A 23,822-nucleotide genomic window follows, 5' to 3' on the forward strand; every position below is an offset into this window, starting at 1 on the left:
TCGTCGGGTTTATGGAAAGGTATCAAAGGGCTATGAAAACGGCAGAGTTGCGACAGGCGTTTCTTGAATACTTCAAACAGCAGGGCCATGCCATTGTTCCCAGTAGTTCACTGGTGCCGGCAGATGATCCCACTTTGTTGTTTACGAATGCGGGCATGAACCAGTTCAAGGACCTGTTCCTGGGCCGTGAACAGCGTGACTACACTCGCGCCACCAGCTCGCAGAAATGTGTGCGCGCCGGCGGCAAGCACAACGATCTGGAAAACGTCGGTTACACGGCTCGCCACCATACGTTTTTTGAAATGCTGGGCAACTTCAGTTTTGGCGATTATTTTAAGCGCGAAGCCATCAATTTCGCCTGGAATTTTTTGACCTCTGAACAGTGGCTGAACCTGCCAAAAGCGAAGCTGTGGATCACGGTATACGCCGACGACGACGAAGCCTTTGCTATCTGGAACGAGGAAATTGGCGTGCCTGCCGAGCGCATTGTCCGTATTGGCGACAACGCTGGCGGCCGCTACTCTTCAGATAATTTCTGGCAGATGGGCGATACAGGGCCCTGCGGCCCTTGCTCCGAGATCTTTTTTGACCACGGCCCCGATGTAGCCGGCGGCCCTCCGGGAAGCCCGAACGAAGACGGCGACCGCTACATAGAAATCTGGAACGTGGTGTTCATGCAGTATAACCGCACCGCTGACGGCGAGATGCTTAACCTGCCCAAACCGTCGGTAGACACTGGCATGGGTCTGGAGCGAGTGACCGCGGTATTGCAGGGTGTGCACAGTAACTATGAAATTGACCTGTTTCAGGATCTGCTGAAAGCCGCTTCTGACGTGCTCGGCGGCGTTGCCACCACCGAAGCTTCGTTGCGTGTTGTGGCAGACCATATCCGCTCCTGCTGCTTTTTGATTAGTGATGGCGTTATGCCGTCAAACGAAGGCCGTGGCTTTGTATTGCGCCGGATCATCCGCCGTGCCGCCCGTCACGGTAACAAGCTTGGTGCTAACGGCCCCTTCTTTTACAAGTTGGTAGGTGCGTTGGTTGAGTTGATGGGCGAAGCCTTCCCGCAGCTGGTCAGCAGCCACAAACAGATCGAAAAAGTACTGTTGCAAGAGGAAGAGCAGTTTGTAAAAACCCTGGATAACGGCCTGCGCCTTTTAGAACAGGACATTGCCGAGCTTCAAGGTGATGTAATTCCCGGCGAAACCGTGTTCGCTCTATACGACACTTACGGCTTCCCGATAGACCTGACCAACGACATCGCCCGTGAACGTGGTTTGACTCTGGATTACCAAGGCTACGAAAAGGCGATGGAAGCCCAACGCGAACGTGCAAGGGCGGCTAGCAAATTTGGTGTTGATTATAACGCGGAAAGCCTAAAGCTTGAGGGCGTGACCGAATTTAGCGGTTACCAGAATATTGATGGCCACGAGCGCATTCGCTCAGTAATTGTCGGCAGTGAACATAAAAACGCCGAAGCCGGCGACGAAGCCATCATTGTGCTGGAGCGCACGCCATTTTACGCGGAGTCTGGTGGCCAGGTCGGTGACACCGGGCTGTTGACCTGGAGTGGCGGCCGCTTTCAAGTAACCGACACCCGCAAAGAGGGCAATAATCACCTTCATATCGGCACGGTGGTTGAAGGTGAACTGTTCCCGGGCTTGGAAGTGGATGCGCGCATTGATCATGAGCGCCGTGAACGCACCAAGCGTAATCACTCCGCCACCCACCTGTTACATGCGGCTTTGCGCAAGGTTCTGGGCGAGCACGTTAGCCAGAAAGGCTCGCTGGTAGACCCGGACAAACTGCGTTTTGACTTCTCGCATCTCGAGGCCATCAGTGCCGCAGATCTGCAGGAAATCGAACGCCAGGTTAATCAGCAGATCCTGCAAAACACCTCGGTAGTCACAGAAGTGACCGACATGGAACAGGCCCTGGCCAAGGGTGCGCTGGCGCTGTTTGATGAAAAGTACGGCGACTCCGTCAGGGTTCTGAGCATGGGCTCGGATGGCTACTCGGTTGAGTTGTGCGGTGGTACCCATGTTAATCGCACCGGTGATATTGGTCTATTGCGTATTACCTCTGAAAGCGGTGTCGCTTCCGGCGTTCGCCGCATTGAAGCGGTCACCGGTTTTGGCGCTCTAGAATGGGTAGACAGCGTGGAACGCACCTTGCGCGAAGCGGCCAGGCTGGTGAAAGGCTCTCGTGAGTCGCTGGTCGAGAAAGTGCAGCAGACACTGGACCGCAACCGTCAGTTGGAGAAAGAAATCGACGGTTTGAAGGCTCAGTTGGCCAGCTTGGCCGGCAGCGATTTAGCGTCGTCTGCGGTCGACGTGGCGGGCTTAAAGGTGGTTGCTGCTGAAATGCCAGGCGCTGATCGCCAGGCGTTGATGGAAACGGCCGACCAGCTGAAAAACAAGTTGGGTGAGGGCGTCGTGGTTTTGGCCAGCGTTGAAGATGGCAAAGTCACACTGGTATCTGGCGTGACCAAATCAGCGACCGGCAGAGTCAAGGCCGGCGACATTATGAAGTACCTGTGTGCGCAGCTGGATGGTAAGGGCGGCGGTCGTCCGGACATGGCCCAGGGCGGGGGTAACGATGCCTCCAAGCTTACCGAGGTTCTGGCGGGTGTTGCAGACTGGGTTGAAAAAAATAGTCAGTAATGCATGTTTTAGCTGCGGGTGAGGGTTTATACTCTCGCCCAAATGATTTGACGGGCGGATCAACCTCGGCCCTGAGTCCCGGTCTAGACAGTGGAAATACTATGGCCTTGTATATACAAAAATTTGGTGGCACTTCGGTAGGTACTACCGAGCGTATCGAGGCGATTGCAGAGAAAGTTTTTGGTTTTCGTAAGGCCGGACACGACATCGTCGTCGTGGTGTCAGCCATGAGCGGTGAAACTAATCGCTTGATTGGCCTGGCCAGCAACATTACTGATGAGCCCGGTCAGCGTGAAATGGACGTGCTTCTGTCTACCGGCGAACAGGTAACCATTGCACTGTTGTCGATGGCCTTACAGAAGCTGGGTTGCGAGGCTCGTTCTTACACAGGCTCACAGGTGCGTATCCTAACCGACCGTGCCCATACAAAAGCTCGTATTCAGCACATTGATGAACAGCATGTGCGTGAAGATCTGAATGCCGGCCGCGTGGTAGTGGTGGCAGGTTTTCAGGGAGTAGACGATCTGGGTGATATTACCACCCTTGGTCGCGGTGGTTCAGACACGACCGCGGTGGCCTTGGCAGCGGCGTTGAAAGCCGATGAATGCCAGATTTATACCGATGTCGACGGGGTTTATACCACCGACCCGCGAGTGGTGGATTCTGCTCGCAGGCTGAATCACATTACCTTTGAAGAAATGTTGGAAATGGCCAGTCTGGGATCCAAAGTGCTGCAAATTCGCGCTGTGGAATTCGCGGGTAAATACAACGTTCCGTTGCGGGTGCTGTCCAGCTTTCAGGAAGGCGAGGGCACCCTGATTACCATGGAGGATGATAGCACTATGGAACAACCAGTCGTTTCGGGCATTGCATTCAATCGTGACGAAGCCAAGCTGACCATATCCGGTGTGCCGGATACGCCTGGCAGTGCACTGCGTATTCTGAAGCCGATTAGTGATGCGAATATTGAAGTGGACATGATTGTCCAGAACGTGGGTGAAGACGAAAGAACCGCCTTTACGTTTACGGTTCTGCGTCACGACTTCAAACGCGCAGGCGATGTGCTTCGCTCGGTAGCAGCCGAGCTAGGCGCACGTGAGGTCATCGGAAACGAAAAGATCGCCAAAGTCAGCATTGTCGGTGTTGGTATGCGTTCTCACGCGGGTGTTGCCACCAAGATGTTCGAGGCACTGTCTAACGAAGGTATTAACATTCAGATGATCTCTACGTCGGAAATTAAAATTTCCGTGGTGATTGATGAAAAGTACCTTGAACTTGCGGTACGGGCGCTTCATTCGGCTTTTGAGCTGGATAAGCCCCTGGTAGAAGTAGAAGCTTGACGCAATGGGTTTATGCCCGCTGCATCATCGCTTGATAGGACGTTCATTCGCTGAACCGGCTAACGCACATACCCGTATAAGGGAATGTGCGGTTTCGGGAGGACGCCTAACTCCGTTATAAATGTGCGCGTACGAAGCACCTATTTAAGAACGGGTCGCTTTTTCAGAGGGAGTAGGGATATGTTGATTTTAACGCGCCGCGTAGGCGAGACCTTGATGGTCGGTGACGAGATAACCGTCACTGTGCTTGGGGTAAAGGGAAACCAAGTACGGATTGGTGTGAATGCACCGAAAGAAGTCGCTGTTCACCGCGAAGAGATCTACCAGCGCATTCAGGCGGAGAAAAGCTCCGATGAGGCTGAGCCGGGCAATCACTAGTCGGTCAAAAAAAGCCGCTCGCGAATTTCCGGAGCGGCTTTTTGTTTTAAAGAACATCTAATGTAAAAAAAATTGTTCAACCCTATGAAAACATAAAAAACGTGGTAGTATACGCCCCGTCCTCAAGGAGAGGTGGGTGAGTGGCTGAAACCAGTTCCCTGCTAAGGAACCGTACGCGCAAGTGTACCGAGGGTTCGAATCCCTCCCTCTCCGCCATTTCCTGTTAGAGGAAAGAGGAAAGAGGACAGGTTGATATTGCAGTCAACCAAAGAAATGAAAGTGATCAATGTGCGGCTGTAGCTCAGCTGGATAGAGTACTCGGCTACGAACCGAGCGGTCGGAGGTTCGAATCCTCCCAGCCGCACCACTTTTTAAGTTAAGATGTGTGAACACCCAAGTTTTAGCGGCTGTAGCTCAGCTGGATAGAGTACCTGGCTACGAACCAGGCGGTCGGAGGTTCGAATCCTCCCAGCCGCACCAAATTACGACCAGAACGCCCCGATGTGCGAAACGCAGATCGGGGCGTTTTGCATTGGGTCTTCGCATCTCACCGTAGGTGTCATTACTTACCCTTATTTCTTCCTTATTTCTTTCAAATGTGTCTTTTTTCACCCATTTAAGATCCAAAAAAAACCTATATTTAACATAGCTATATGTTTTATATGATTAATATTTATATGGCCCAGTCATTGCATAATCCGATGTCACGCGGGGCCGTGCGGGCTTCGTTGAATACTAAAACAACACAATGAATCGGAGAGCCTTCTTTATGAAAACCCAAGTCGTTATGGCAGTGGCATTCGCCTCCACGCTGGCCGTTGCAAATCCGGTCGTCGCCCAAGATAGGGCAGGCTGGCCTGACAACTTCACAGTAGGCACCGCCAGTCAGGGTGGTACCTACTTCGCGTACGGTGCTGGATGGGCCAACTTTGTCGCAGAAAACCTGGGCGTGTCAGGCGGCGCTGAAATCACCGGCGGCCCGATGCAGAATATGGCTCTGGTACACACCGGCGATCTAAAGTTTGGTCTGACCACCATGGGCCCTGCACGGGAGTCCATGGAGGGCAACAGCCCAATAGCGCCTGGCATGAAAATGGACAACGTGTGCGCCATGTTTCCCATGTACGAAACGCCGTTTTCCGTAACGGCCCTGACCAGCTCGGGCATTACCTCTATTTCTGACATTCCGGATGGCGCAACCATCGGATTTGGCCCGGCCGGCTCCACCTCAGACACCTACTTTCCGCGCATGATGGAAACGTTGGGTGTGAACTTCGAACGCCGCAATGGCAGCTGGTCAGACCTGGGTACCCAGTTGCAGGACGGCCTGATTGATGTCGTCGCCTTTGCCGCCGGTATCCCGATTCCTGCGGTCAGTCAGCTGGAAGTGCAGACCGATGTGAACATCATTGGCATGACCGACGCTGAAGCAAAAAAAGTAGTTGATAACTTCCCTGTATCCGAATTTATCATTCCGGCCAATACCTACCAGTCGCTGGAAAAGGAATCTCGCGTAGTGTCTATGTGGAACTTCGCCATGGCCAATTGCGACGTTCCGGAGAGCCTGGTGTATGAAATTACCAAGCTGACCATGGAAAACAACGAGAGAATGGTGTCGATCCATAAGGCAGCTCAATTCTCCATTCCTGAAAATTACACCAAGAACAAAGTATTGCCGTGGCACAAAGGCGCGGCGCGTTGGTTCAATGAAAACGGTTACACCATCGAGCAAAGCAACATCAAGTAACGCTACCACCGGAGGCGCCTGCGCCTCCGGTTAATTTGCCGGCTGCTTGCCGGCTCCGATTTGCCCGCTGGCAGGATATCCCATGACCCTCGAACAAAAACCCAAAGACTTCTCTGACATAGAGGAGAGCACAGATCATGTGCTTGCTCATGATGTGGACGAAGAGCCCATAGAAAATAATCGCCGCCTGTTTGAAGGTAACCTGCTGAAGTTTGTAACGCTGTTGGCCATTGGTTACTCGTCGTTTCATCTTTATGCCCTGAATATTGCGCCTTTGGAAACCTGGTCTTTCCGGATTGTGCACATCGCTGGCGCCCTGATACTAGGCTTCATACTCTTCGCCGGTGCCCGTTTTGTGTCCGCTGAAGAGGGCGGCGCCCGCCATCGCTGGACCACTTGGGTAAGCGCTGTTGCGATGCTGCCAGCGCTCTATGTGTGCTACCAGGTATTCACGTTTTCGCAAATGGTGCAAGACGGCGCCCTGCGCATTCCCGTTAACCTGGAAACCTGGCATTTCGGTTGGCCGCTGCTCGCTGTAACGGGCGTGACGATTTTTATGAGCTGGTTTCACCAACGTGAACGCTCGCGTTTCAGTCTGCCGGACTTGGTACTTGTGGTGTGTTCAATTGCGGTAGCTGCTTACTTTCTGGTGGCTTATAACACCTCTATGCGGATGGCGACGGGTACATCGTTTGCACCAATTGGTATCTCCTTTGCTGCAGTTGCCGGTGTTGCGCTGATAATGGAGCTGACTCGTCGTATGGCTGGCCTGGCCTTGGTTATTATCGGCTTGGTGTTCCTGGTTTATGTGTTTGCCGGGCCGTATCTGCCGGGCTTTCTGGGCTACCCGGGTTTGTCGGTACAGCGCTTTTTTAGCCAGGTTTATACCGACGCCGGTATTCTTGGGCCCACCACCGCTGTGTCATCTACCTACATTATTCTATTCATCATTTTCGCGGCGTTTTTACAGGCTTCGAAAGTGGGTGATTACTTCGTAAACTTTGCTTTTTCCATCGCTGGCCGCTCCCGCGGGGGGCCCGCCAAGGTGTCCATTTTTGCCTCTGGCCTGATGGGCATGATCAACGGCACCAGTGCCGGCAATGTTGTGTCAACCGGTTCTTTAACCATACCGTTGATGAAAAAAGTCGGCTACAGCAAAAAGTCTGCGGGTGCGGTTGAGGCAGCTGCGTCTACCGGCGGCCAGATCATGCCACCGATCATGGGCGCAGGCGCCTTTATCATGGCGGAAATTACCGGTATTCCATACACCGAAATTGCGATTGCGGCGATTATTCCGGCGATTTTGTATTTCGCCTCGGTGTACTTCATGGTGGATTTTGAAGCCGCCAAAACCGGTATGCGTGGCATGCGCGAAGATGAATTGCCAAAATTGCGCAAACTGATCAAGCAGTGCTATTTGTTCGTGCCGATTATTATTCTGATCGTGGCGTTGTTTATGGGCTATTCGGTGATTCGTGCCGGTACCCTGGCCACCGTTTCCGCTGCGGTGGTGAGTTGGTTTTCGCCCAACAAAATGGGCATAGGCCTTATTCTGAAGGCATTGGAAATGGCGTCTTACATGGCCATCCAGATTATCGTGGTATGTGCCGCAGCTGGCGTGATTGTGGGCGTTATCTCGCTGACTGGCGTGGGCGCGCGATTCTCGGTGTTACTGCTGGACGTGGCCGCGACCAGCCAATTACTGGCACTGATCTTTGCCATGTTAATTTCCATTTTGCTGGGCATGGGGATGCCCACCACGGCCGCGTATGCGGTGGCCGCGTCGGTGGTAGCTCCGGGGCTGGTACAGCTGGGTATCGAACCTCTAACGGCGCACTTCTTCGTGTTCTACTTTGCCGTCGTTTCCGCGATTACTCCGCCGGTGGCTCTGGCATCTTACGCTGCAGCCGGTATTTCCGGGGCCAACGCCATGGAAACCTCGGTGGCATCGTTCCGAATTGGTATTGCTGCCTTCATTGTTCCGTTTATGTTCTTCTATAATGGGGCTTTGCTGATGAACGCCGAATGGTTTGAAATTGTCCGTTCGCTGATCACCGCGCTGTTTGGGGTTTATATCCTGTCAGGCGGTGTGCTGGGCTGGTTTGCCGAGGTTTCAGCGCCGTGGGTCGTACGCATAGTGCTGATTACAGCGGCTTTGCTGATGATTGAGGGCGGCTGGCTAACGGATCTGACGGGTATCGGTATGGCGGTCGCAGCTTATATCATTCAGCGCCAGCGTCGTGAACGCTCGGCAATAGCCTGAGTTTCGGCGCAAAGCCGGTGCAGAATAACCCATAAGTGGTGTTGTATTGTGCCGGCTTGGCGCTCTCCTTGAGGGTTTTAACGGTGCTTTTAATGGTGTTTTAGAGGCCAGTGTATGTTCTTCCGTTTTGGCGCTGTGGTGGTGTTTTTGGTGGTGCTTGCAGCGGCCTGGATTCTTGGCGGTTGGGTAGGCTACCGCCAGGTAGAGCAGGAAAGCCTGGTGGAATCTTTCCGTTATCGCCAGTTAGTGGCCAATGAGCTCAATCGTTACCTGCCCATTCCCGAATTGATGGCCGAGCATCCGCTGCTGGCGACGGCGTTGAGCGCCCCAGACAATATGGATGTTATTCTGCAGGCCAATGAGGAAATGCAACGCATGGCCACCATTGTAGGCGGCTCAGATGTGTATCTGATGGATATGTCTGGGTTGACTATCGCGGCCAATAATTATAAGCAAGCCGGCAGCTTTGTCGGTCGCAACTTCAGTTTCCGGCCGTATTTTTTCGAAGCGATCGAAATAGGCGGTTCTGCTATTTATTTCGCTTTGGGCTCCACCTCAGGGGTGCGCGGCCTGTATTTTTCCCATCCGGTTCGTGACGAACAGGGGCAGGTGCTGGGAGTCGTGGCGGTAAAAGTGCTGGTGGATGAACTGGAATCTCAGTGGGTACGGCCGTCCTTAAGGCGCGAAGCAGAAATGCTGGTGCTGGACACTGCAGGAGTCAGTTTTCTGTCCAGCCAGCCCCGTTGGTTGTTCCGTGACTTTACTGGCAGCGATAGTCCTGCACCCGGCGAGGCCTCGCGCCGACGCTATCCAGAGCGGGACCTGGAACCGGTTCAACTCGATTATCTGGATAAACCTTGGGGCTTGTCAGGTCAGTCTGGCACCGTTCGCGTTCGTGAAAATGGCGGTGGCCATGAATACCTCAGTGTTCGCACGCCGCTGCCACGAATGGACTGGACGCTACAGATAATGGTGAGTACCCAGTCGGTTATCTGGATACGCCTGGGTTTTGTGCTTGCAGGCATGGCGCTTTACTTTGGGGTGTTGCTGACCTGGCTGTACATGCGTGAACGCTATCGCCGCGAAGCCGAACTGGCCCTGCGAGGCCAGCAGTTGGAGTTGAACGTGGCTGAGCGCACCGCGGACCTTGAGCGTTCTAACCAGATGTTGGTTGAAGAGATACAGCAGCGAGAGCAAGCCCAGACTGACCTGCGGGAAACCCAGCAAGAGCTGATACAGGCCGCAAAGCTAGCGGTATTGGGGCAGATGTCGGCTGGCTTGAACCATGAAATGAGCCAGCCGCTGACCGCGATTCAGACCTACGCCCGCAATAGCCGGCGCTTTCTGCAAAAAGGTGCCGGCGATATGGTAGACGCCAACTTGGCAGAGATCGTGCTGCTGTGTGACAAAATGGCAGAACTGACTCGCCAGTTCAAAGTGTTCGCGCGCAAATCCGAAGGGCCACCCAGTATTGTCGATTTACGCCCGGCGGTGGACGCTTCTTTGAAAATCATCGCGGCGCAGAAAAGCAGCGGCAATATTGACATTCAGTGGCAGCGGCCGGTGCAGCCAGTGTGGTGCCATGGTGACCAAATCCGCATTGAGCAGGTGCTGGTGAATCTTCTGGCCAACGCAGTGCATGCGGTAGAGGGGTGCGCGCAGCCGGCTATCACCATAGACGTGGTGGGGCATAAGGGTTATTGGCTGTGCCGGGTGCGCGACAATGGCGGGGGCCTGCCAGCTAATACCGAACAGCTCTTTGAACCGTTTTACACCACTAAACCGGTTAAGCAGGGCCTTGGGCTGGGGCTATCCATCTCGCGCCAGATTGTTGATGCGCTGGGCGGCCGCTTAAGCGGCCGCAATCGCAGCGATGGCTGTGGCAATGGCGCGGAATTTGAATTCACACTGAAAAAGCGGGACACCCCGGTATGAGTCAAACTGACGTAATCTTCGTGGATGATGAGCCGGATATACGTAAAGCCATTGCCCAGGCCCTGACTCTGGATGATTTGGCGGTGAGCTGCTTTGACAATGCCACCGATGCACTGGCGCAAATTGATCGCGATTATAGCGGCGTTGTTTTGTGCGATTACAATATGCCGAAAATGGATGGCCTGCAGCTGCTCAGCCGCTTGCAGCAGCTTGACGACACCATACCCGTCATCATTCTCACCGGGCAGGGCGATATCAGCACTGCGGTGAGTGCGATGCAGAAAGGTGCCTATGACTTCATCGAAAAGCCGTTCAATCAGGAAGAGCTGGTGGAACTGCTGCGCCACGCTTTGGAAAAGCGTCAGTTGGCGTTGGAAAACCGGCGCCTGAAGGCCCAGTTAAAGCAGCTGGCAAAACCCGGCCCGCGAATTCTGGGTGGTTCGGCCACTATGCAAAAAGTGATGGCCACAATTGATCCGATTCTGGACATTTCTGCGAACATTTTGCTGTATGGCGAAACCGGTTCGGGAAAAGACGCACTGGCGCGCTACATTCACGAAAACAGCCGGCGCAGCAGCCATAATTTTGTCGCGATTAACTGCGGTGCGGTGCCGGAAAATCTGATTGAAAGTGAGCTGTTCGGTCACGAAGCGGGGGCCTTTACCGGTGCGGAAAAACGCCGTATTGGTAAAATAGAGCACGCCCACCAGGGCACGCTGTTTCTGGATGAAGTGGAAAGCATGCCGATGCCGCTGCAGATTAAATTGCTGCGGGTGCTTGAAGAACAGAAGGTTGAGCGTTTGGGTAGCAACCAGGTGCAGCAGGTGGACGTACGCATTATTGCCGCCACCAAATCCAATCTGAAAACCCTCAGCGACCAGGGTGTGTTTCGTGCCGACTTATACTACCGCCTGAATGTGGTGAAAGTGGATATCCCGCCATTGCGCGAGCGCAAGGAAGACATTCCAACGCTGTTTCACCACTTTGTGCTGATTGCAGCGGCCCGCTATGACCGCGAAAGTATCCCGCTGAACGCGGGCCAGGCAACTAAACTGACGCACCACGACTGGCCCGGCAACGTGCGTGAGCTGCGAAACCTGGCCGAACGCTATGTTTTGCTGGGCCCGGCGGCTCTGGACGAGACCGACACGGCTCAAGATACCAACGTGAATGGCCGCCGCACACTGGCAGAACTAATGGACGGCTTTGAACGCCTGGCATTAATTAGTGCTTTGAATGCCTGCCATGGCAGCATCAAAGACACCATGGTTGAACTCGGCATTGCACGCAAAACCCTGTACGACAAGATGAAAAAACACGGTCTGGACAAGGCCGAATTCAAAGAGTGAAGATTTTCATCTTGCTGCTCTACAGGCTTTTACAGCGAGGCCGCCGAGCGCGCGGCCTGATCGTATAGGCCGGAAATTCCGCGCAAAAAACTAGCCACTTCGCCTAGATCGCTGTTGGCAAATCCCAGCGTTCGCAGTGAATCCACCAGACAGTTTTCACGGATTTCGGCGTAGCGTTTGCACACATCGTCACCTTTTTCAGTCACTGAATAATAGGTTTCTTTACCGCGCCTTTCGGACGTCACTACGCCGTGTTTAAGCAGTTTTTTCAGGGAGTAGGTGACGGTGTGGCTGTCTTCCACATTGAGCACCAAGCAGATGTCGGCGGATTTTTTTGCGCGATCGCGGTGGTTCACGCTGTGCAGCACCAGCACGTCTAGTTGGCTTAAGTCATGCAGCCCGGCTGCATTCATACAGCGCACCATCCAGCGATTAAAGGCATTGCCGGCCACAATAAGGCCAAACTCCAACTCTGAAAGCTCCACTGCACGGCCAGAGGCCAGGTGGGCAGAGGACACAATAGGCCCAACATTGCGCCGTGCTTTTGCGCTCTCGCCAGAACCGTTCGCCGAATTTTTTGTTTTCATAACGTGATGTCACCGTTGTTAACAATCATGATTAGTCAGTGCTGTGTTGTCTTACCTGCCCATTTGGCTGGGCAGATACGTGACGATGGCAGGGAACAGCGTTATGAGTACCACTGCGCTCAGAATCAGCAGGAAATAGGGCAAAGCGGCCCAGGCAATGCGCAAAATATTGTCCCCGGTCAGGCCCTGAATCACGAACAGATTGAAGCCAACCGGCGGCGTAATCTGGCTCATTTCCACCACAATCACCAGATAGATACCAAACCAGAGCGGGTCAATGCCAGCGGCTTCCACCATCGGCAGAATCACAGAGGTCGTCAGTACCACTACGGAAATACCATCCAGAAAGCAGCCCAGCAAAATGAAGAACAGGGTCAACGCTATCAGCAGCATATTGGGTGAAAGGTCCAGGGTGTTGATCCAGGAAGCCAGTTCACGAGGGATACCGGTAAAGGCCATTGAGGTGGTCAGAAAATGCGCACCCATCAGTATGAAGGCAATCATGGACGACGTTTTTACCGTACCCATCAGCGCGCTGGTAAAGGTATCACGGTTCATGGAGCCGCCTTTCCACGACAACAGGTGAGCCAGTGCTACGCCAACGGCAGCGGATTCGGTGGGCGAGGCCAGGCCGCCATAGATAGAGCCGATCACACCAACTATCAGCAGCATCACCGGAATCAGCGGGCGGCTACGACGAAGTTTGGCGCGAAAAGACAGGTGCTCGGCTTCGCCCGTCGGGATGCCATCCGGGTTCAGCAGCGACCAGATCATGACATAGCCGCCAAACAGCAGCATCAGCATGATGCCGGGCAGAATACCGGCCACAAACAAACGAGCAATGGACTGTTCGGTAGCCACGCCGTAAACAATCAGGATGATCGAGGGTGGAATTAATAGCCCCAAGGTAGCAGAACCGGCCAGAGTGCCCAGTATCTGGTTTTTGTTATAGCCGCGACGGGTAAGCTCCGGTATCGACATTTTGCCGATGGTGGCCGCTGTAGCGGCGGACGAGCCCGATATCGCCGCGAAAATGCCACAACCCAGAATGTTGGTGTGCAGTAATTTTCCCGGGACTTTGCCCACCCACGGCGCAATGCCGCTGAACATTTCTTCGGACAGGCGCGAGCGGAATAGCACCTCACCCATCCAGATAAACATCGGTAACGCGGCCAGTTCCCAAGACACGCTGGCGCTGTAGAAAGCGGTCGACAGGCTGTCACCCACGGGAACGTTGCTGAAAAAATACAGCGATATACAACCGATGGCCGTTAACGAAAACGCCACCCACAAACCCGCACCTAGCAATGCCAGCAGCAACACCAGAAGCAGTAGGCTCATCCAAATCATTTCCACGGGCTTACTCCTGGGGTGCTTCGTCGTGAAGTTGGGCTATGCGGCCGCTGAGCAGCGACACAAGGGCGTCTAACAGGGCTATTAATAGCCATAAAAGGCCCATGACCATGGCCGCCTGTGGAATCCACAGCGGCACCGGCACCATGCCAATGGACAGATCGCCGAAATCGTAGCTGTCCCACGTCAGCCAAGCGCTGTGCCAGGCTGCAAAGGCAGTAATGGCTGCAGCGGATAGCAGAGCCAGAACGTCCATGACGCGGTGGGCAGATTGAGGCAGACGTTGTAACAGCAGAGTCACGCGAATGTGTCCGCCCTGCCAGAAGGTGTAGGCCAGGCCAAAAAATGTGGCGCCCAGCAGCATAAACGACGCCAGCTCAGCCAGCCCCGGCACGTTCAGTCCCAGCGGGCTGAAACCCAGCCAGGCCAGTAATTCGTCAAGTACCCGGCTGAGTACCTGTACCACAATCATAACCATGATCAGTGTCAGGTTAATTGCGGAAAGGGCGCCCCCCAACCGATAGAATGCGTCCAGAGCCCTGCGCATGGTGATGTTCCTGTGTTTTGCCCACACGTGCACATTTGCTGCAGGGCCGGCATGAATAAATGCGTAATGGCACGAAAGCTTCGTGCCATTACGGGGGTGTTACTACCGCTGGCGGTAAGCGTCTAGCAGTGCTTGGCCGTCGCTACCGGCGCGCTCAAGCCATTCTTCGGTCATGGTTTCGCCGATTTTTTGCAGGTGTTCTATCAGCTGCGCAGAGGGCTCTGACACAACGATGCCGTTATCTCGCATGATCTTGATTTTGGTATCGGTTTCTTCTTTGCTGGCGTCCCAACCGCGCTTTTCAGCGACGGCTGCGGCGTCTTCCAGCGCTTTTTGGGTCGCTTCAGGCAGGCTGCGGAAAGCCTTGGCGTTTACCACAACCATGTTCTTTGGCAGCCATAGCTGGGCGTGGTTAAAGTGGCTGAGGTAATCCCAGGCGCGGGTGTTGGCCCCGGTCGACGGCGACGTAATCATGGCGTCAACACGGCCGGTGCCGAAGGCGGTGGGAATGTCTGGCACTTCTACTTGAGTAGGAATTGCACCCAGCAAGTCGGCCAGCTGCTCGCTGGACTTGTTGTAGGCACGCATTTTTACACCTTTCAATTTTTCGCCGTTTTCAATTGCGAACTGGGTATAGATGCCCTGTGGTGGCCACGGCACCGCAAACAGCAGTTTCAAACGCTGACTTTCCAAGCGCTGCGCCAGTACGTCTTTAGAGGCCAGCCATAACTTCCAGGCCTGATCGTAATCACTGGCGAGATACGGCACCGAGTCGACTTCAAACAGCGGGTCTTCGTTGGCCAGGCGCGACATGATCAACTCGCCAATAGGCACCAGCCCGCGGCGGACTGAGTTCTTGATTTCAGGGTGTTTGATCAGCGAGCCACTGCTGTGCACCGTGATGTTCAGTTCGCCGTTGGTGGCGTCGCGCACCTCATCAGCAAACTGGCGGATGTTCGCGGTGTGGAAGTTGGAATCGCCATAGGGCGTGGGCATGTCCCATTCGGTGGCTTGTACTCCGCTTACCATAAAGCTGAGCGTGGCGGCTGCCACGGTGGCACTAACGCGTTTTAGGCTGAAGCCTTTTTTAACGGGTAAGTGAACGGTTTTTGTGGCGTTTTGCATAGGTGTTGCCTCCCGGAGCTGACGCTGGAGCCGTCAGCCGATGTTGTTGTTTCCAGTGAGTCGTAAAGCGCGGCGATAAAGCCGTCTTAATGTGCCTCGTGAGCTAAAATTAGCTATGGGCTGGCGATGTGTCAAACTATTTATAAAAATAATATACGTAAATTCACTTTGTAATGCTGATAATTTATCTATAAATTGGTTGTATAGAGGGTGGGTAACGGATGAATTTGTTCCCGTGCTTGTCGCCACTCATGACAGCGATCACTCGCTACAGCCACAACTTATAACAGCCATAAGCCCGGAGGCTCACATGCTATTGAATTGCGATATCGGTGAAAGCTACGGCGCCTGGGCCATGGGTCTGGATGATCAGGTCATGCCGTTTATTGACCAGGCCAACATCGCCTGCGGGTTTCACGCTGGCGACCCGCGAGTTATGTTCAATACCGTGCGCTTGGCGTTGCAACACGGGGTCACACTGGGGGCGCATCCGGCGTATCCGGATCTTCAGGGGTTTGGTCGCCGGCCTATGGCGTGTGCAGCAGATGAAATTCACGCCATGGTGTTGTATCAGGTGGGCGCTCTGGCCCAGATCGCCGCGGCCCAGGGTGGCCAGTTGATCTATGTAAAGCCCCACGGCGCGCTGTATAACGACATGATGCGCGACGAGGTCATACTGCGCGCAATCCTCGAGGCGCTGGCGCAATCGCCGCAAACCTTGGCGTTGATGGCCATGACCACAGCGGACAACCAGCGCCTGAAACAGCTATGCGCGGAACACGGCGTAACGTTGTTGCTGGAAGCTTTCGCCGATCGCGCCTATGACAGCGCCGGATATTTGGTTTCGCGCAGCCAGACGGGTGCCGTGCACCACGACTCCAGCATAATTGTGCAGCAGGCACTGGCCTTTGCCCGTGGTCAGAGCATTCAGTCGATAGAAGGCAAAGCCTTGCATCTGGAAGCAGACACGCTGTGTGTGCACGGTGACAACCCTGAGTCTGTGGTCGCGGTGCGGGCGATTCGTGACGCGTTCAGGAAGCTGGTGTGATGCAGTGGCGCTATGACATCAGCGGTATAGATACCGTTACCCTGCATTTTGGCCAGCGTATCGATGCGGCTCTGGTGGCCCCGATTCACTGTGCTGCAATCGCTTTAAAATCAAGCCTCGGCCCGCGATTACTGGACGCGGTGCCGTCTTACACGACGCTGCTGTTGCGTTATGATGTGTTGCAGGACGACTTGGCCAGTTTGATGGGGCAGGTAAGTGAGGTGCTGAACCAGCTGCCCGATGCCATCGGGGAAGTTGATGCTGAATCAGAGATTATTGAAATTCCGGTGTTTTATCACCCCAGCGTCGGGCCGGATCTGAAGCGCTTGGCGCAGCGCGCCGGTTTCAGTGTAGAAGAGTTTATTCGCCGCCACAGCGAGCGCCTTTATCAGGTATTCGCCATTGGCTTTGCCCCGGGTTTTGCCTACCTGGGCGAGGTGGTCGAAGAGTTGAGTGTGCCTCGGCTTGCCAACCCGCGGGCAAAAGTGCCGGCGGGTACTCTGGGTATTGCCGACACCCAAACCGCGCTTTATCCCATAGTGTCGCCTGGCGGTTGGAATCTGATTGGCCGTACTCCTTTGGTCCTGTTTGATCAGTCCCGGGCACAGCCCAGCCTGCTGGAAGCCGGCCAGACAGTGCGCTTCCGCCCAATAGCACAAGACGAATACCTTGAGCTTGGAGGTCGCCTTGACGATTTGCCCTGGGGCGTGGAGCCGGGTTTGGACATACAGCAAGGCGCGCCTGCTAAAAAGCAGGGGGAAAAGTTATGACGCACTCCAAGCTCGGTTTGTTGATTGAAAAACCCGGTTTTCTGAGCCTGATTCAGGACGCCGGGCGTCGTGGAGTGATGCACTTGGGGCTGGCCACGGGCGGCGCTATGGATCGCCATGCCTGGGCTTGGGCAAACTACCTGTTGGGTAATTGTTTCGGGGCGGCGGCGTTAGAAATCACCTTTGGTCAAGTTGAGTTTGTGAGTCAGTTGAACGCCAGTATTGCCATTACCGGAGCAGAGGTGACGGTCACGGTGAACGGAGCCTCGCAGCCGTTGTGGGCCACGCTGTCGCTGAAAGCCGGGGACAGGGTGACATTGGGTGCGCCCCGTGCCGGACTGCGTAGCTATTTGGCCGTTGCCGGTGGTTTTAGCGTTGCCGCAGGTTTGGGTAACAGCTGCGCCACCCTGTACAGGGAAAAAACCGGAGGACTGCATCGCGATGGGCAACCGTTAAAAGCCGGCGACCTGCTGCCTTGTGAGCCTCAGTCCCAAAATCCGCCACTGCAGCGTCAAGTGCCCGTTGACTGGATACCCGATTACCGCGAGGCACTCATTCTGGATGTAATTATGGGGGCACAGATAGAGCGCTTTCCCTCCCGTTCTCTGGAGAGCTTTTTCACCCAGCCTTATACCTTGAGCCCGCAGAGCGATCGTATGGGCGCAAGATTAAACGGCCCGGCGTTAGAGGTGTTTGGCGAGCGCCTGATTTCTGAAGGCATCAGCCTGGGTGCGGTCCAAGTGCCGGCCAATGGTTTACCAATCATACTTCTGAACGATCGCCAGACTATCGGCGGCTACCCGAAGCTGGGGGCCGTAACGCCCCGCAGCCTGGATGCGCTGGCCCAGCGCCAGCCGGGCAGTCAGCTTCAGTTCCGCCCAGTGGCCCTGTATGAGGCCCAAAGGCGTGAAAAAGCCTTTCTGAATTTTTTTAACAAGACCCTTTAGTTCATTGTTAAATATAAAAATTCACTGGCTCTTTTAAGGTTCTTTGTTACCACATGAGATCGTCCGGGATCTCATAGCCGGCGTAAGGATCATCGTCGCCGAGGTCGTCTTTCGTGCGCTCGTGCAATACCACAACGGCCTGTGCGTCCCGTTCCTGGATTTTGCGTGCTACGCCCTCGGCGACAATCTCGTATTCGCCACTGACGCAGATAATCGCCAGTCGGCCGCGTGCCAGCTGGTCGACCATTAGGTCGTCCACATACATTTTCTTGATTTTCTTGTCGTGAACAAATTGGTAAGAGGATTCGCCGTGGCTGCGATTCAGTCGGTTGGTTCCCACTAATTGGCGGATTTGGGCCTGTATGGCCTTTTTTTGGGCCTCGGCCTGGTGCTGTTGATTCAACTGACGGTCGCGCTCGGTTTTTTCTTCCCGTGCTTGTTGTACTCGCTGTTCGGCTTCATTTACCTGCACTGCGCCTTTGGGCTGCTGTTTGCGCTGTTTGTGCTTTTCATTACGAATCGCTTTGGCCTTTTTTTTGTCGGCCAGGCCGGCTTTCAGTAACTGGTCCTGCAGGGACGCCATGGGGTAACTCCGTTAATTGGTAAGATAATCTGCTATTATTGAACTAACTTCAGTATACGCCCTCGCGTTTACCTTCTTAACCAGCAACTGCTGATTCCGGGATTTTCTTGTATGCCATCCTTTAAAGACCTTGAACTGTCTGCCGCCATGCAGGCCAATCTTACGCGCCTGGGTTTTACCGAACCCACCGACATTCAGACGCGGGCCTTGCCCCATTGCCTGGCGGGTCAAGACGTTATCGCCTTGGCGCATACCGGCAGCGGCAAAACCGCAGCCTTCGGCATTGGTCTGATTGAACATGTCAAACCCAAGCAGTTCTCGGTACAAAGCTTGGTACTGTGCCCCACTCGGGAGTTGGCTGATCAGGTCGCCAAGGCTTTGCGGGAATTGGCCCGTGCCCGCGACAATATAAAAATACTCACCCTGTGCGGTGGTGTGTCGATTGGCCCTCAGATCGGCTCGCTTGCCCACGGTGCTCATATCGTTGTGGGTACCCCAGGGCGGATAGCGGATCACCTGCAAAAAGGCACACTGAAACTGGATCGGGTGCACACCGTGGTGCTGGACGAAGCCGACCGCATGTTGGATATGGGGTTTCAGGAAGCAGTGGAAAACATTCTTTCACACGCGCCGGCACAGCGCCAGACTCTCCTGTTCTCAGCCACTTGGCCCGAATCGATTCGTAAACTCAGCGCTGGTTTTCAGCGCGAGCCGGTGGATGTGCGGGCGCAAACCGAGAAAATGAACAGTGATATTGCCGAGGTGTTCTATGAGATTTCTGGCACCCAGCGTACTCGCGCCATCGTGGCCCTGCTGTCGCAGCATCAACCCACATCCTGCCTAGTGTTCTGCGCTATGAAACATCAGTGTGACGAGCTGGCGGCCGAGCTCTCACAGCAGGGCTTTTCGGCGCTGGCGTTGCACGGCGACCTGGAACAGCGCGACCGCGACAGCGTTCTGGTACGCTTTGCCAATCAAAGTTGCCAGGTATTGGTGGCCACCGACGTGGCGGCCCGAGGGCTGGACATAAAATCATTGCCACTGGTTGTTAACGCCGAGCCGGCGGGCGATCCGGAGATACACACGCACCGCATCGGTCGCACCGGCCGCGCTGGAGAGCAGGGGCTGGCAGTCACTCTGTGCAGCCCATCCCAGGGCCATAAAATCAATCGCCTGGAAAGTGAGCGCGGTGCAACGGTTATCTGGGGTGATAGTGGCCCATTGCTGGCCACTGTACCAAAACCGATGAAGCCGCTGATGAAAACACTGTGCATAGCGTCCGGTCGCAAAGAAAAACTGCGCCCAGGTGATGTGATGGGTGCTCTGACCGGCGATGGCGGCTTACCTGGTAGCGCTGTTGGTAAAATAAATGTGTTTGAATTTCAGTGTTTTGTAGCCGTGGAAAGCCGCCATGCCGGACGTGCGTTGGAACAGTTGGAGCGCGGCAAGGTAAAAGGTCGCAATTTGCGGGCACGCTTAGTCTAGATTGGCATAAATGTGGGATGTTCGGCGGGGAGATGGGTGGAGAAACACCCAAAAATATTCGGAAAGTCCGTATAGCCATTTGCATTCTGGTTGCCGATCACTCATTAAACCGTTAAATTACGCAGGATTTTGTATCCCGGTTTCCTTGAATAAAGCGCTGAACCTATGGCTTATCGGTAAGGATTCCTTGGGGAAAGTCACTAACCAAGACAGGTAGCTATTCGTTATGAATGAGCTGATGACCCAAGCTGTTGATTTGATGATTGCGGGTATGGGTTTTGTATTTGCGTTTCTGATCGTGCTGGTACTCGCAACGATAATTATGTCTAAGCTGCTGAATCGGTTTACTGCGCCTGAGCCGGCAACTCCGGCCAAAACGTCCCGCGCCAAATCCAAGGCGCAATCGTCGGTTGATCCTGACACCGCAGAGGCGATCAAACAGGCGGTTGCCCAATTCCGGTTGCGTCACAAAAAGTGACCCGGAAAGAGATTTAAAACCTTTAAACAGAAGGCTGACACGATGACAGACATTAAAAAACCGCTGGGGATTACGGACGTTGTACTGCGTGATGCCCACCAGTCCTTGCTGGCCACCCGCATGCGGCTTGACGACATGCTGCCAATCGCCGAGAAACTCGACAAAGTCGGCTTCTGGTCACTGGAATCTTGGGGTGGAGCCACGTTTGATTCCTGTATACGGTACCTGGGCGAAGACCCTTGGGAGCGTATTCGTGAATTGAAGAAAGTCATGCCCAATACGCCCCAACAGATGTTGTTGCGTGGCCAGAACCTTCTGGGCTACCGCCACTATGCGGATGACGTGGTAGAGCGGTTTGTTGATCGTGCCGCTGAAAATGGCGTGGACGTATTCCGCATTTTTGATGCGATGAACGATCCCCGCAACTTGCTCACGGCCATTAAGGCCGTGCGTAAAACCGGCAAGCATGCCCAAGGCACCATTGCCTACACTACCAGCCCGGTGCACACCATCGAGATGTGGGTTGAGCTGGCGAAGGAGGTCGCGGATATGGGCGCGGATTCCATCGCGATAAAGGATATGGCAGGTATTCTCAAGCCCTATGTCGCCTTTGATCTGGTTAGTCGTTTGAAGAAAGAACTGGATATCCCGATTCACATGCAGTGCCATGCGACCACCGGCATGTCGACGGCCACAGCTATTAAGGCAGCGGAAGCTGGTATTGATAATGTGGACACGGCTATCTCCTCGATGAGTATGACTTACGGCCATTCGCCAACTGAAGCAGTGGTCGCTATTTTAGAAGGTACGGAGCGTGACACCGGTTTGGATCTGGTGTTGCTGGAAGAAATTGCCAGTTATTTCCGCGAAGTCCGTAAGAAGTACGCCAGGTTTGAAGGCAGCCTTCGGGGCACCGATTCCCGCATTCTAATTGCTCAGGTGCCGGGTGGCATGCTGACCAATATGGAAGGCCAGCTCAAAGAGCAGAACGCCGCTCATAGATTTGATGAAGTACTGGCTGAAATTCCCAAAGTGCGTGAAGACTTGGGCTTTATTCCGCTGGTAACGCCGACCTCGCAAATTGTCGGCACACAGGCGGTACTGAACATACTGACCGGTGAGCGTTATAAATCTATTTCCAAAGAAACGGCGGCCATCCTCAAAGGCGAGTATGGCGCCGCGCCTGCGCCGTTCAATAAAGAGCTTCAGGAGCGGGTTCTGGATGGCAAGGAAGTCGTTACATGCCGCCCAGCCGATCTGATTGATTCGGAGATGGACAAACTGACCGACGAGCTGAAAAAACTGGCGGAAGAGAAAAACTTCAAGCTGGCTGATAACGTCATCGACGATGTGCTGACCTACGCCCTGTTCCCGCAGATTGGCCTGAAGTTCCTTGAAAACCGCAACAATCCGGATGCGTTCGAGCCGATTCCGTCGGCGGACGACGTAGCCCCGGCGAAAAAACTGTCTGGTCCCGAAACGTACACCGTTGAAGTAAACAGTAAAAAATACGTGGTAGCGGTGTCTGAGGGTGGCGAAATTAGCCAGATTCAGGCAGAAGGCGGGGCTGCTTCGGCACCTGCTGCCGCTGCATCGGCGCCGGTTGGTGATGGCGATCCGGTTAACGCGCCCCTGGGCGGTAACATCTTCAAGGTTCTGGTTTCTCCCGGCGATGTCGTGGAAGAAGGCGATGTGTTGATCATTCTGGAAGCCATGAAAATGGAAACCGAGATCCGCGCACCGAAAGCCGGTACCGTCGGTGAAGTCTTCATCAAGGTCGGTGATGCCGTCGCTGTTGATGATGAAATGCTGACAATCGCATAAGGGCCAGCATTCCATGGATAAATTAATGACGTTATGGACAGGCAGTGGCCTGTTCAACATCGAAATCGGGCAAGCGATCATGATTGTGGTTTGCCTGGGTCTTCTGTACCTTGCGATCCGTAAGGGCTTCGAGCCACTGCTGCTGGTGCCGATTGGTTTTGGCGGCATTCTAGCGAACATTCCAGAGGCAGGGTTGGCCCTGTCGGCGGCGGAAAATGCCATACATGTGGCAAAACCGGAAGTGCTAGCCGCGTTGGCTAGCGCTCTGGATGTGGCCTACCAGGCAGGTCAGGCGATAACGCCAGACGTACTGGGTGTGTTTAAATCGGCTTACCACACCGGTAGCTCGGCAGAAGTGGCTATGGCCAATAACCTGGCCTCTGACTTCGGTTATGGCAACGGCATGTTGCACAACTTCTACCTGGTGATTATCGGCAGTACCGTTGGGCCTTTGCTGATTTTCATGGGCGTGGGTGCAATGACCGATTTTGGTCCGTTGCTGGCCAACCCGAAAACTCTATTGCTGGGTGCGGCAGCGCAGTTCGGTATTTTTGGTACAGTTTTGGGTGCGGCACTGCTCGACTGGATGGGCATTCTAGACTTCACCATTCTGGAAGCGGCGGCGATTGGTATCATCGGCGGTGCCGATGGCCCAACGTCTATCTACGTGTCTAGCGTACTGGCTCCGCACCTGTTGGGTGCGATTGCGGTTTCGGCCTACGCTTATATGGCACTGGTTCCGCTGATTCAGCCGCCCATTATGAAGGCGCTGACCACGAAAAAAGAACGTGCGATCAAGATGTCCCAGCTGCGCCCGGTGAGCAAGCGCGAGAAAATCGTGTTTCCGCTGGTTGTGTTGATTGCTGTGGTTCTGTTCTTGCCGGATGCAGCTCCGCTGCTGGGTATGTTTTGCTTTGGTAACCTGATGCGCGAATGTGGTGTTGTGGAGCGTTTGAGCGACACGGCACAGAACGCGTTGATCAACATTGTGACCATTTTTCTGGGCCTATCCGTTGGCTCCAAGCTGATGGCTGAAAAATTTCTGGATGGCCAGACTTTGGGTATTCTGGCACTGGGTATTGTTGCCTTCGGTGTGGGCACAGCAGCAGGCGTGCTGATGGCGAAGTTGATGAACAAGTTCACCAAGGATCCCATCAATCCATTGATTGGTTCCGCTGGCGTATCGGCGGTGCCGATGGCAGCGCGGGTATCCAACAAGGTGGGCCTGGAGGCCAACCCGCAAAACTTCCTGCTGATGCACGCCATGGGCCCGAATGTGGCCGGTGTTATCGGTTCGGCGGTTGCAGCTGGCGTGATGATCAAGTTGCTTAGCTGATCGTTCTGTTGCTGTTCCGAAAACCCCGCCCGGCCTCAGCCTGGCGGGGTTTTTCGTTTTTGGC

The 23,822-nt window shown here is 54.4% G+C and carries 19 protein-coding genes and 3 tRNA genes; 17 read left to right on the forward strand and 5 right to left on the reverse strand.

The window, feature by feature from the left end:
• The first annotated feature begins 32 nt into the window (after window positions 1–32).
• From alaS to MRBBS_RS07160, 10 genes are all read left to right on the forward strand, one after another.
• Entirely contained in the window at window positions 33–2,663 is a 2,631-nt protein-coding gene (alaS, locus tag MRBBS_RS07115; RefSeq protein ID WP_014870778.1) for an alanine--tRNA ligase, read from the forward strand.
• A gap of 101 nt (window positions 2,664–2,764) precedes the next feature.
• A complete protein-coding gene (locus tag MRBBS_RS07120) occupies window positions 2,765–4,003 on the forward strand; it encodes an aspartate kinase (protein ID WP_014870779.1) in 1,239 nt (412 codons plus the stop codon).
• 180 nt (window positions 4,004–4,183) lie between these two features.
• Window positions 4,184–4,381, forward strand: coding sequence for a carbon storage regulator CsrA (gene csrA, locus MRBBS_RS07125; protein ID WP_014870780.1), 198 nt, complete (start codon window positions 4,184–4,186; stop codon window positions 4,379–4,381).
• 126 nt (window positions 4,382–4,507) lie between these two features.
• A tRNA-Ser gene (locus MRBBS_RS07130) sits at window positions 4,508–4,597 on the forward strand.
• Window positions 4,598–4,671: 74 nt separating this feature from the next.
• A tRNA-Arg gene (locus tag MRBBS_RS07135) sits at window positions 4,672–4,748 on the forward strand.
• A 36-nt stretch (window positions 4,749–4,784) separates the two neighbouring features.
• A tRNA-Arg gene (locus MRBBS_RS07140) sits at window positions 4,785–4,861 on the forward strand.
• Window positions 4,862–5,150: 289 nt separating this feature from the next.
• A complete protein-coding gene (locus tag MRBBS_RS07145; protein WP_014870781.1) occupies window positions 5,151–6,128 on the forward strand; it encodes a TAXI family TRAP transporter solute-binding subunit in 978 nt (325 codons plus the stop codon).
• Window positions 6,129–6,210: 82 nt separating this feature from the next.
• A complete protein-coding gene (locus MRBBS_RS07150; protein ID WP_014870782.1) occupies window positions 6,211–8,391 on the forward strand; it encodes a TRAP transporter permease in 2,181 nt (726 codons plus the stop codon).
• Between the two features lie 114 nt (window positions 8,392–8,505).
• Window positions 8,506–10,326: a sensor histidine kinase gene (locus MRBBS_RS07155; RefSeq protein WP_014870783.1), complete on the forward strand. Its 1,821-nt coding sequence runs from the start codon at window positions 8,506–8,508 to the stop codon at window positions 10,324–10,326.
• The gene (locus MRBBS_RS07160) at window positions 10,323–11,675 is read left to right on the forward strand and encodes a sigma-54-dependent transcriptional regulator (protein WP_014870784.1); all 1,353 of its coding nucleotides are present in this window, start codon (window positions 10,323–10,325) and stop codon (window positions 11,673–11,675) included. Before MRBBS_RS07155 ends, MRBBS_RS07160 begins: the two co-directional genes overlap by 4 nt.
• A 29-nt stretch (window positions 11,676–11,704) precedes the next feature.
• On the opposite strand, the gene MRBBS_RS07165 is transcribed toward MRBBS_RS07160, so the two are convergent.
• The 4 genes from MRBBS_RS07165 to MRBBS_RS07180 all read right to left on the reverse strand — a co-directional run bounded on the left by MRBBS_RS07165 (window position 11,705) and on the right by MRBBS_RS07180 (window position 15,287).
• Window positions 11,705–12,262: a winged helix DNA-binding protein gene (locus MRBBS_RS07165; protein WP_014870785.1), complete on the reverse strand. Its 558-nt coding sequence runs from the start codon at window positions 12,260–12,262 to the stop codon at window positions 11,705–11,707.
• 51 nt (window positions 12,263–12,313) lie between these two features.
• Window positions 12,314–13,618 (reverse strand): TRAP transporter large permease, encoded by a 1,305-nt coding sequence (locus MRBBS_RS07170; protein WP_014870786.1) that lies wholly within the window; start codon window positions 13,616–13,618, stop codon window positions 12,314–12,316.
• 4 nt (window positions 13,619–13,622) lie between these two features.
• Window positions 13,623–14,162 (reverse strand): TRAP transporter small permease, encoded by a 540-nt coding sequence (locus MRBBS_RS07175; protein WP_014870787.1) that lies wholly within the window; start codon window positions 14,160–14,162, stop codon window positions 13,623–13,625.
• Window positions 14,163–14,264: 102 nt separating this feature from the next.
• The gene (locus MRBBS_RS07180; protein WP_014870788.1) at window positions 14,265–15,287 is read right to left on the reverse strand and encodes a TRAP transporter substrate-binding protein; all 1,023 of its coding nucleotides are present in this window, start codon (window positions 15,285–15,287) and stop codon (window positions 14,265–14,267) included.
• 310 nt (window positions 15,288–15,597) lie between these two features.
• Here MRBBS_RS07180 and MRBBS_RS07185 point away from each other — a divergent pair, with 310 nt between their 5' ends.
• The 3 genes from MRBBS_RS07185 to MRBBS_RS07195 are packed head-to-tail and all read left to right on the forward strand — an operon-like array spanning window position 15,598 to window position 18,052.
• Window positions 15,598–16,335: a 5-oxoprolinase subunit PxpA gene (locus MRBBS_RS07185; protein ID WP_014870789.1), complete on the forward strand. Its 738-nt coding sequence runs from the start codon at window positions 15,598–15,600 to the stop codon at window positions 16,333–16,335.
• Window positions 16,335–17,105: a 5-oxoprolinase subunit PxpB gene (pxpB, locus tag MRBBS_RS07190; RefSeq protein WP_014870790.1), complete on the forward strand. Its 771-nt coding sequence runs from the start codon at window positions 16,335–16,337 to the stop codon at window positions 17,103–17,105. Before MRBBS_RS07185 ends, pxpB begins: the two co-directional genes overlap by 1 nt.
• The gene (locus MRBBS_RS07195; RefSeq protein ID WP_014870791.1) at window positions 17,102–18,052 is read left to right on the forward strand and encodes a biotin-dependent carboxyltransferase family protein; all 951 of its coding nucleotides are present in this window, start codon (window positions 17,102–17,104) and stop codon (window positions 18,050–18,052) included. Before pxpB ends, MRBBS_RS07195 begins: the two co-directional genes overlap by 4 nt.
• Before the next feature lie 46 nt (window positions 18,053–18,098).
• Here MRBBS_RS07195 and MRBBS_RS07200 read toward each other — a convergent pair whose 3' ends face one another.
• The gene (locus MRBBS_RS07200; protein ID WP_014870792.1) at window positions 18,099–18,635 is read right to left on the reverse strand and encodes a DUF2058 domain-containing protein; all 537 of its coding nucleotides are present in this window, start codon (window positions 18,633–18,635) and stop codon (window positions 18,099–18,101) included.
• A gap of 111 nt (window positions 18,636–18,746) precedes the next feature.
• On the opposite strand from MRBBS_RS07200, the gene dbpA reads away from it, so the two are divergent.
• The 4 genes from dbpA (at window position 18,747) to MRBBS_RS07220 (ending at window position 23,758) form a co-directional block, all read left to right on the forward strand.
• On the forward strand, window positions 18,747–20,120 hold the full coding sequence (gene dbpA / locus MRBBS_RS07205; RefSeq protein WP_014870793.1) for an ATP-dependent RNA helicase DbpA: 1,374 nt from the start codon (window positions 18,747–18,749) through the stop codon (window positions 20,118–20,120).
• A 226-nt stretch (window positions 20,121–20,346) separates the two neighbouring features.
• Entirely contained in the window at window positions 20,347–20,598 is a 252-nt protein-coding gene (locus tag MRBBS_RS07210) for an OadG family protein (RefSeq protein WP_014870794.1), read from the forward strand.
• A gap of 42 nt (window positions 20,599–20,640) precedes the next feature.
• Window positions 20,641–22,422, forward strand: coding sequence for a sodium-extruding oxaloacetate decarboxylase subunit alpha (gene oadA, locus MRBBS_RS07215; protein WP_014870795.1), 1,782 nt, complete (start codon window positions 20,641–20,643; stop codon window positions 22,420–22,422).
• 13 nt (window positions 22,423–22,435) lie between these two features.
• A complete protein-coding gene (locus MRBBS_RS07220) occupies window positions 22,436–23,758 on the forward strand; it encodes a sodium ion-translocating decarboxylase subunit beta (RefSeq protein ID WP_041635149.1) in 1,323 nt (440 codons plus the stop codon).
• Window positions 23,759–23,822 lie beyond the last annotated feature (64 nt).

The organism is Marinobacter sp. BSs20148, assembly GCF_000283275.1.
In the GTDB taxonomy this organism is placed as follows: domain Bacteria; phylum Pseudomonadota; class Gammaproteobacteria; order Pseudomonadales; family Oleiphilaceae; genus Marinobacter; species Marinobacter psychrophilus.

Excerpts from the sequence above, each read along its gene's own strand:
- alaS (WP_014870778.1), top strand. The coding sequence starts at position 33 with ATGAAAACGGCAGAGTTGCGACAGGCGTTTCTTGAATACTTCAAACAG.
- MRBBS_RS07120 (WP_014870779.1), top strand. The coding sequence starts at position 2,765 with ATGGCCTTGTATATACAAAAATTTGGTGGCACTTCGGTAGGTACTACC.
- csrA (WP_014870780.1), top strand. The coding sequence starts at position 4,184 with ATGTTGATTTTAACGCGCCGCGTAGGCGAGACCTTGATGGTCGGTGAC.
- MRBBS_RS07145 (WP_014870781.1), top strand. The coding sequence starts at position 5,151 with ATGAAAACCCAAGTCGTTATGGCAGTGGCATTCGCCTCCACGCTGGCC.
- MRBBS_RS07150 (WP_014870782.1), top strand. The coding sequence starts at position 6,211 with ATGACCCTCGAACAAAAACCCAAAGACTTCTCTGACATAGAGGAGAGC.
- MRBBS_RS07155 (WP_014870783.1), top strand. The coding sequence starts at position 8,506 with ATGTTCTTCCGTTTTGGCGCTGTGGTGGTGTTTTTGGTGGTGCTTGCA.
- MRBBS_RS07160 (WP_014870784.1), top strand. The coding sequence starts at position 10,323 with ATGAGTCAAACTGACGTAATCTTCGTGGATGATGAGCCGGATATACGT.
- MRBBS_RS07165 (WP_014870785.1), bottom strand. The coding sequence starts at position 12,262 with ATGAAAACAAAAAATTCGGCGAACGGTTCTGGCGAGAGCGCAAAAGCA.
- MRBBS_RS07175 (WP_014870787.1), bottom strand. The coding sequence starts at position 14,162 with ATGCGCAGGGCTCTGGACGCATTCTATCGGTTGGGGGGCGCCCTTTCC.
- MRBBS_RS07180 (WP_014870788.1), bottom strand. The coding sequence starts at position 15,287 with ATGCAAAACGCCACAAAAACCGTTCACTTACCCGTTAAAAAAGGCTTC.
- MRBBS_RS07185 (WP_014870789.1), top strand. The coding sequence starts at position 15,598 with ATGCTATTGAATTGCGATATCGGTGAAAGCTACGGCGCCTGGGCCATG.
- pxpB (WP_014870790.1), top strand. The coding sequence starts at position 16,335 with ATGCAGTGGCGCTATGACATCAGCGGTATAGATACCGTTACCCTGCAT.
- MRBBS_RS07195 (WP_014870791.1), top strand. The coding sequence starts at position 17,102 with ATGACGCACTCCAAGCTCGGTTTGTTGATTGAAAAACCCGGTTTTCTG.
- MRBBS_RS07200 (WP_014870792.1), bottom strand. The coding sequence starts at position 18,635 with ATGGCGTCCCTGCAGGACCAGTTACTGAAAGCCGGCCTGGCCGACAAA.
- dbpA (WP_014870793.1), top strand. The coding sequence starts at position 18,747 with ATGCCATCCTTTAAAGACCTTGAACTGTCTGCCGCCATGCAGGCCAAT.
- MRBBS_RS07210 (WP_014870794.1), top strand. The coding sequence starts at position 20,347 with ATGAATGAGCTGATGACCCAAGCTGTTGATTTGATGATTGCGGGTATG.
- oadA (WP_014870795.1), top strand. The coding sequence starts at position 20,641 with ATGACAGACATTAAAAAACCGCTGGGGATTACGGACGTTGTACTGCGT.
- MRBBS_RS07220 (WP_041635149.1), top strand. The coding sequence starts at position 22,436 with ATGGATAAATTAATGACGTTATGGACAGGCAGTGGCCTGTTCAACATC.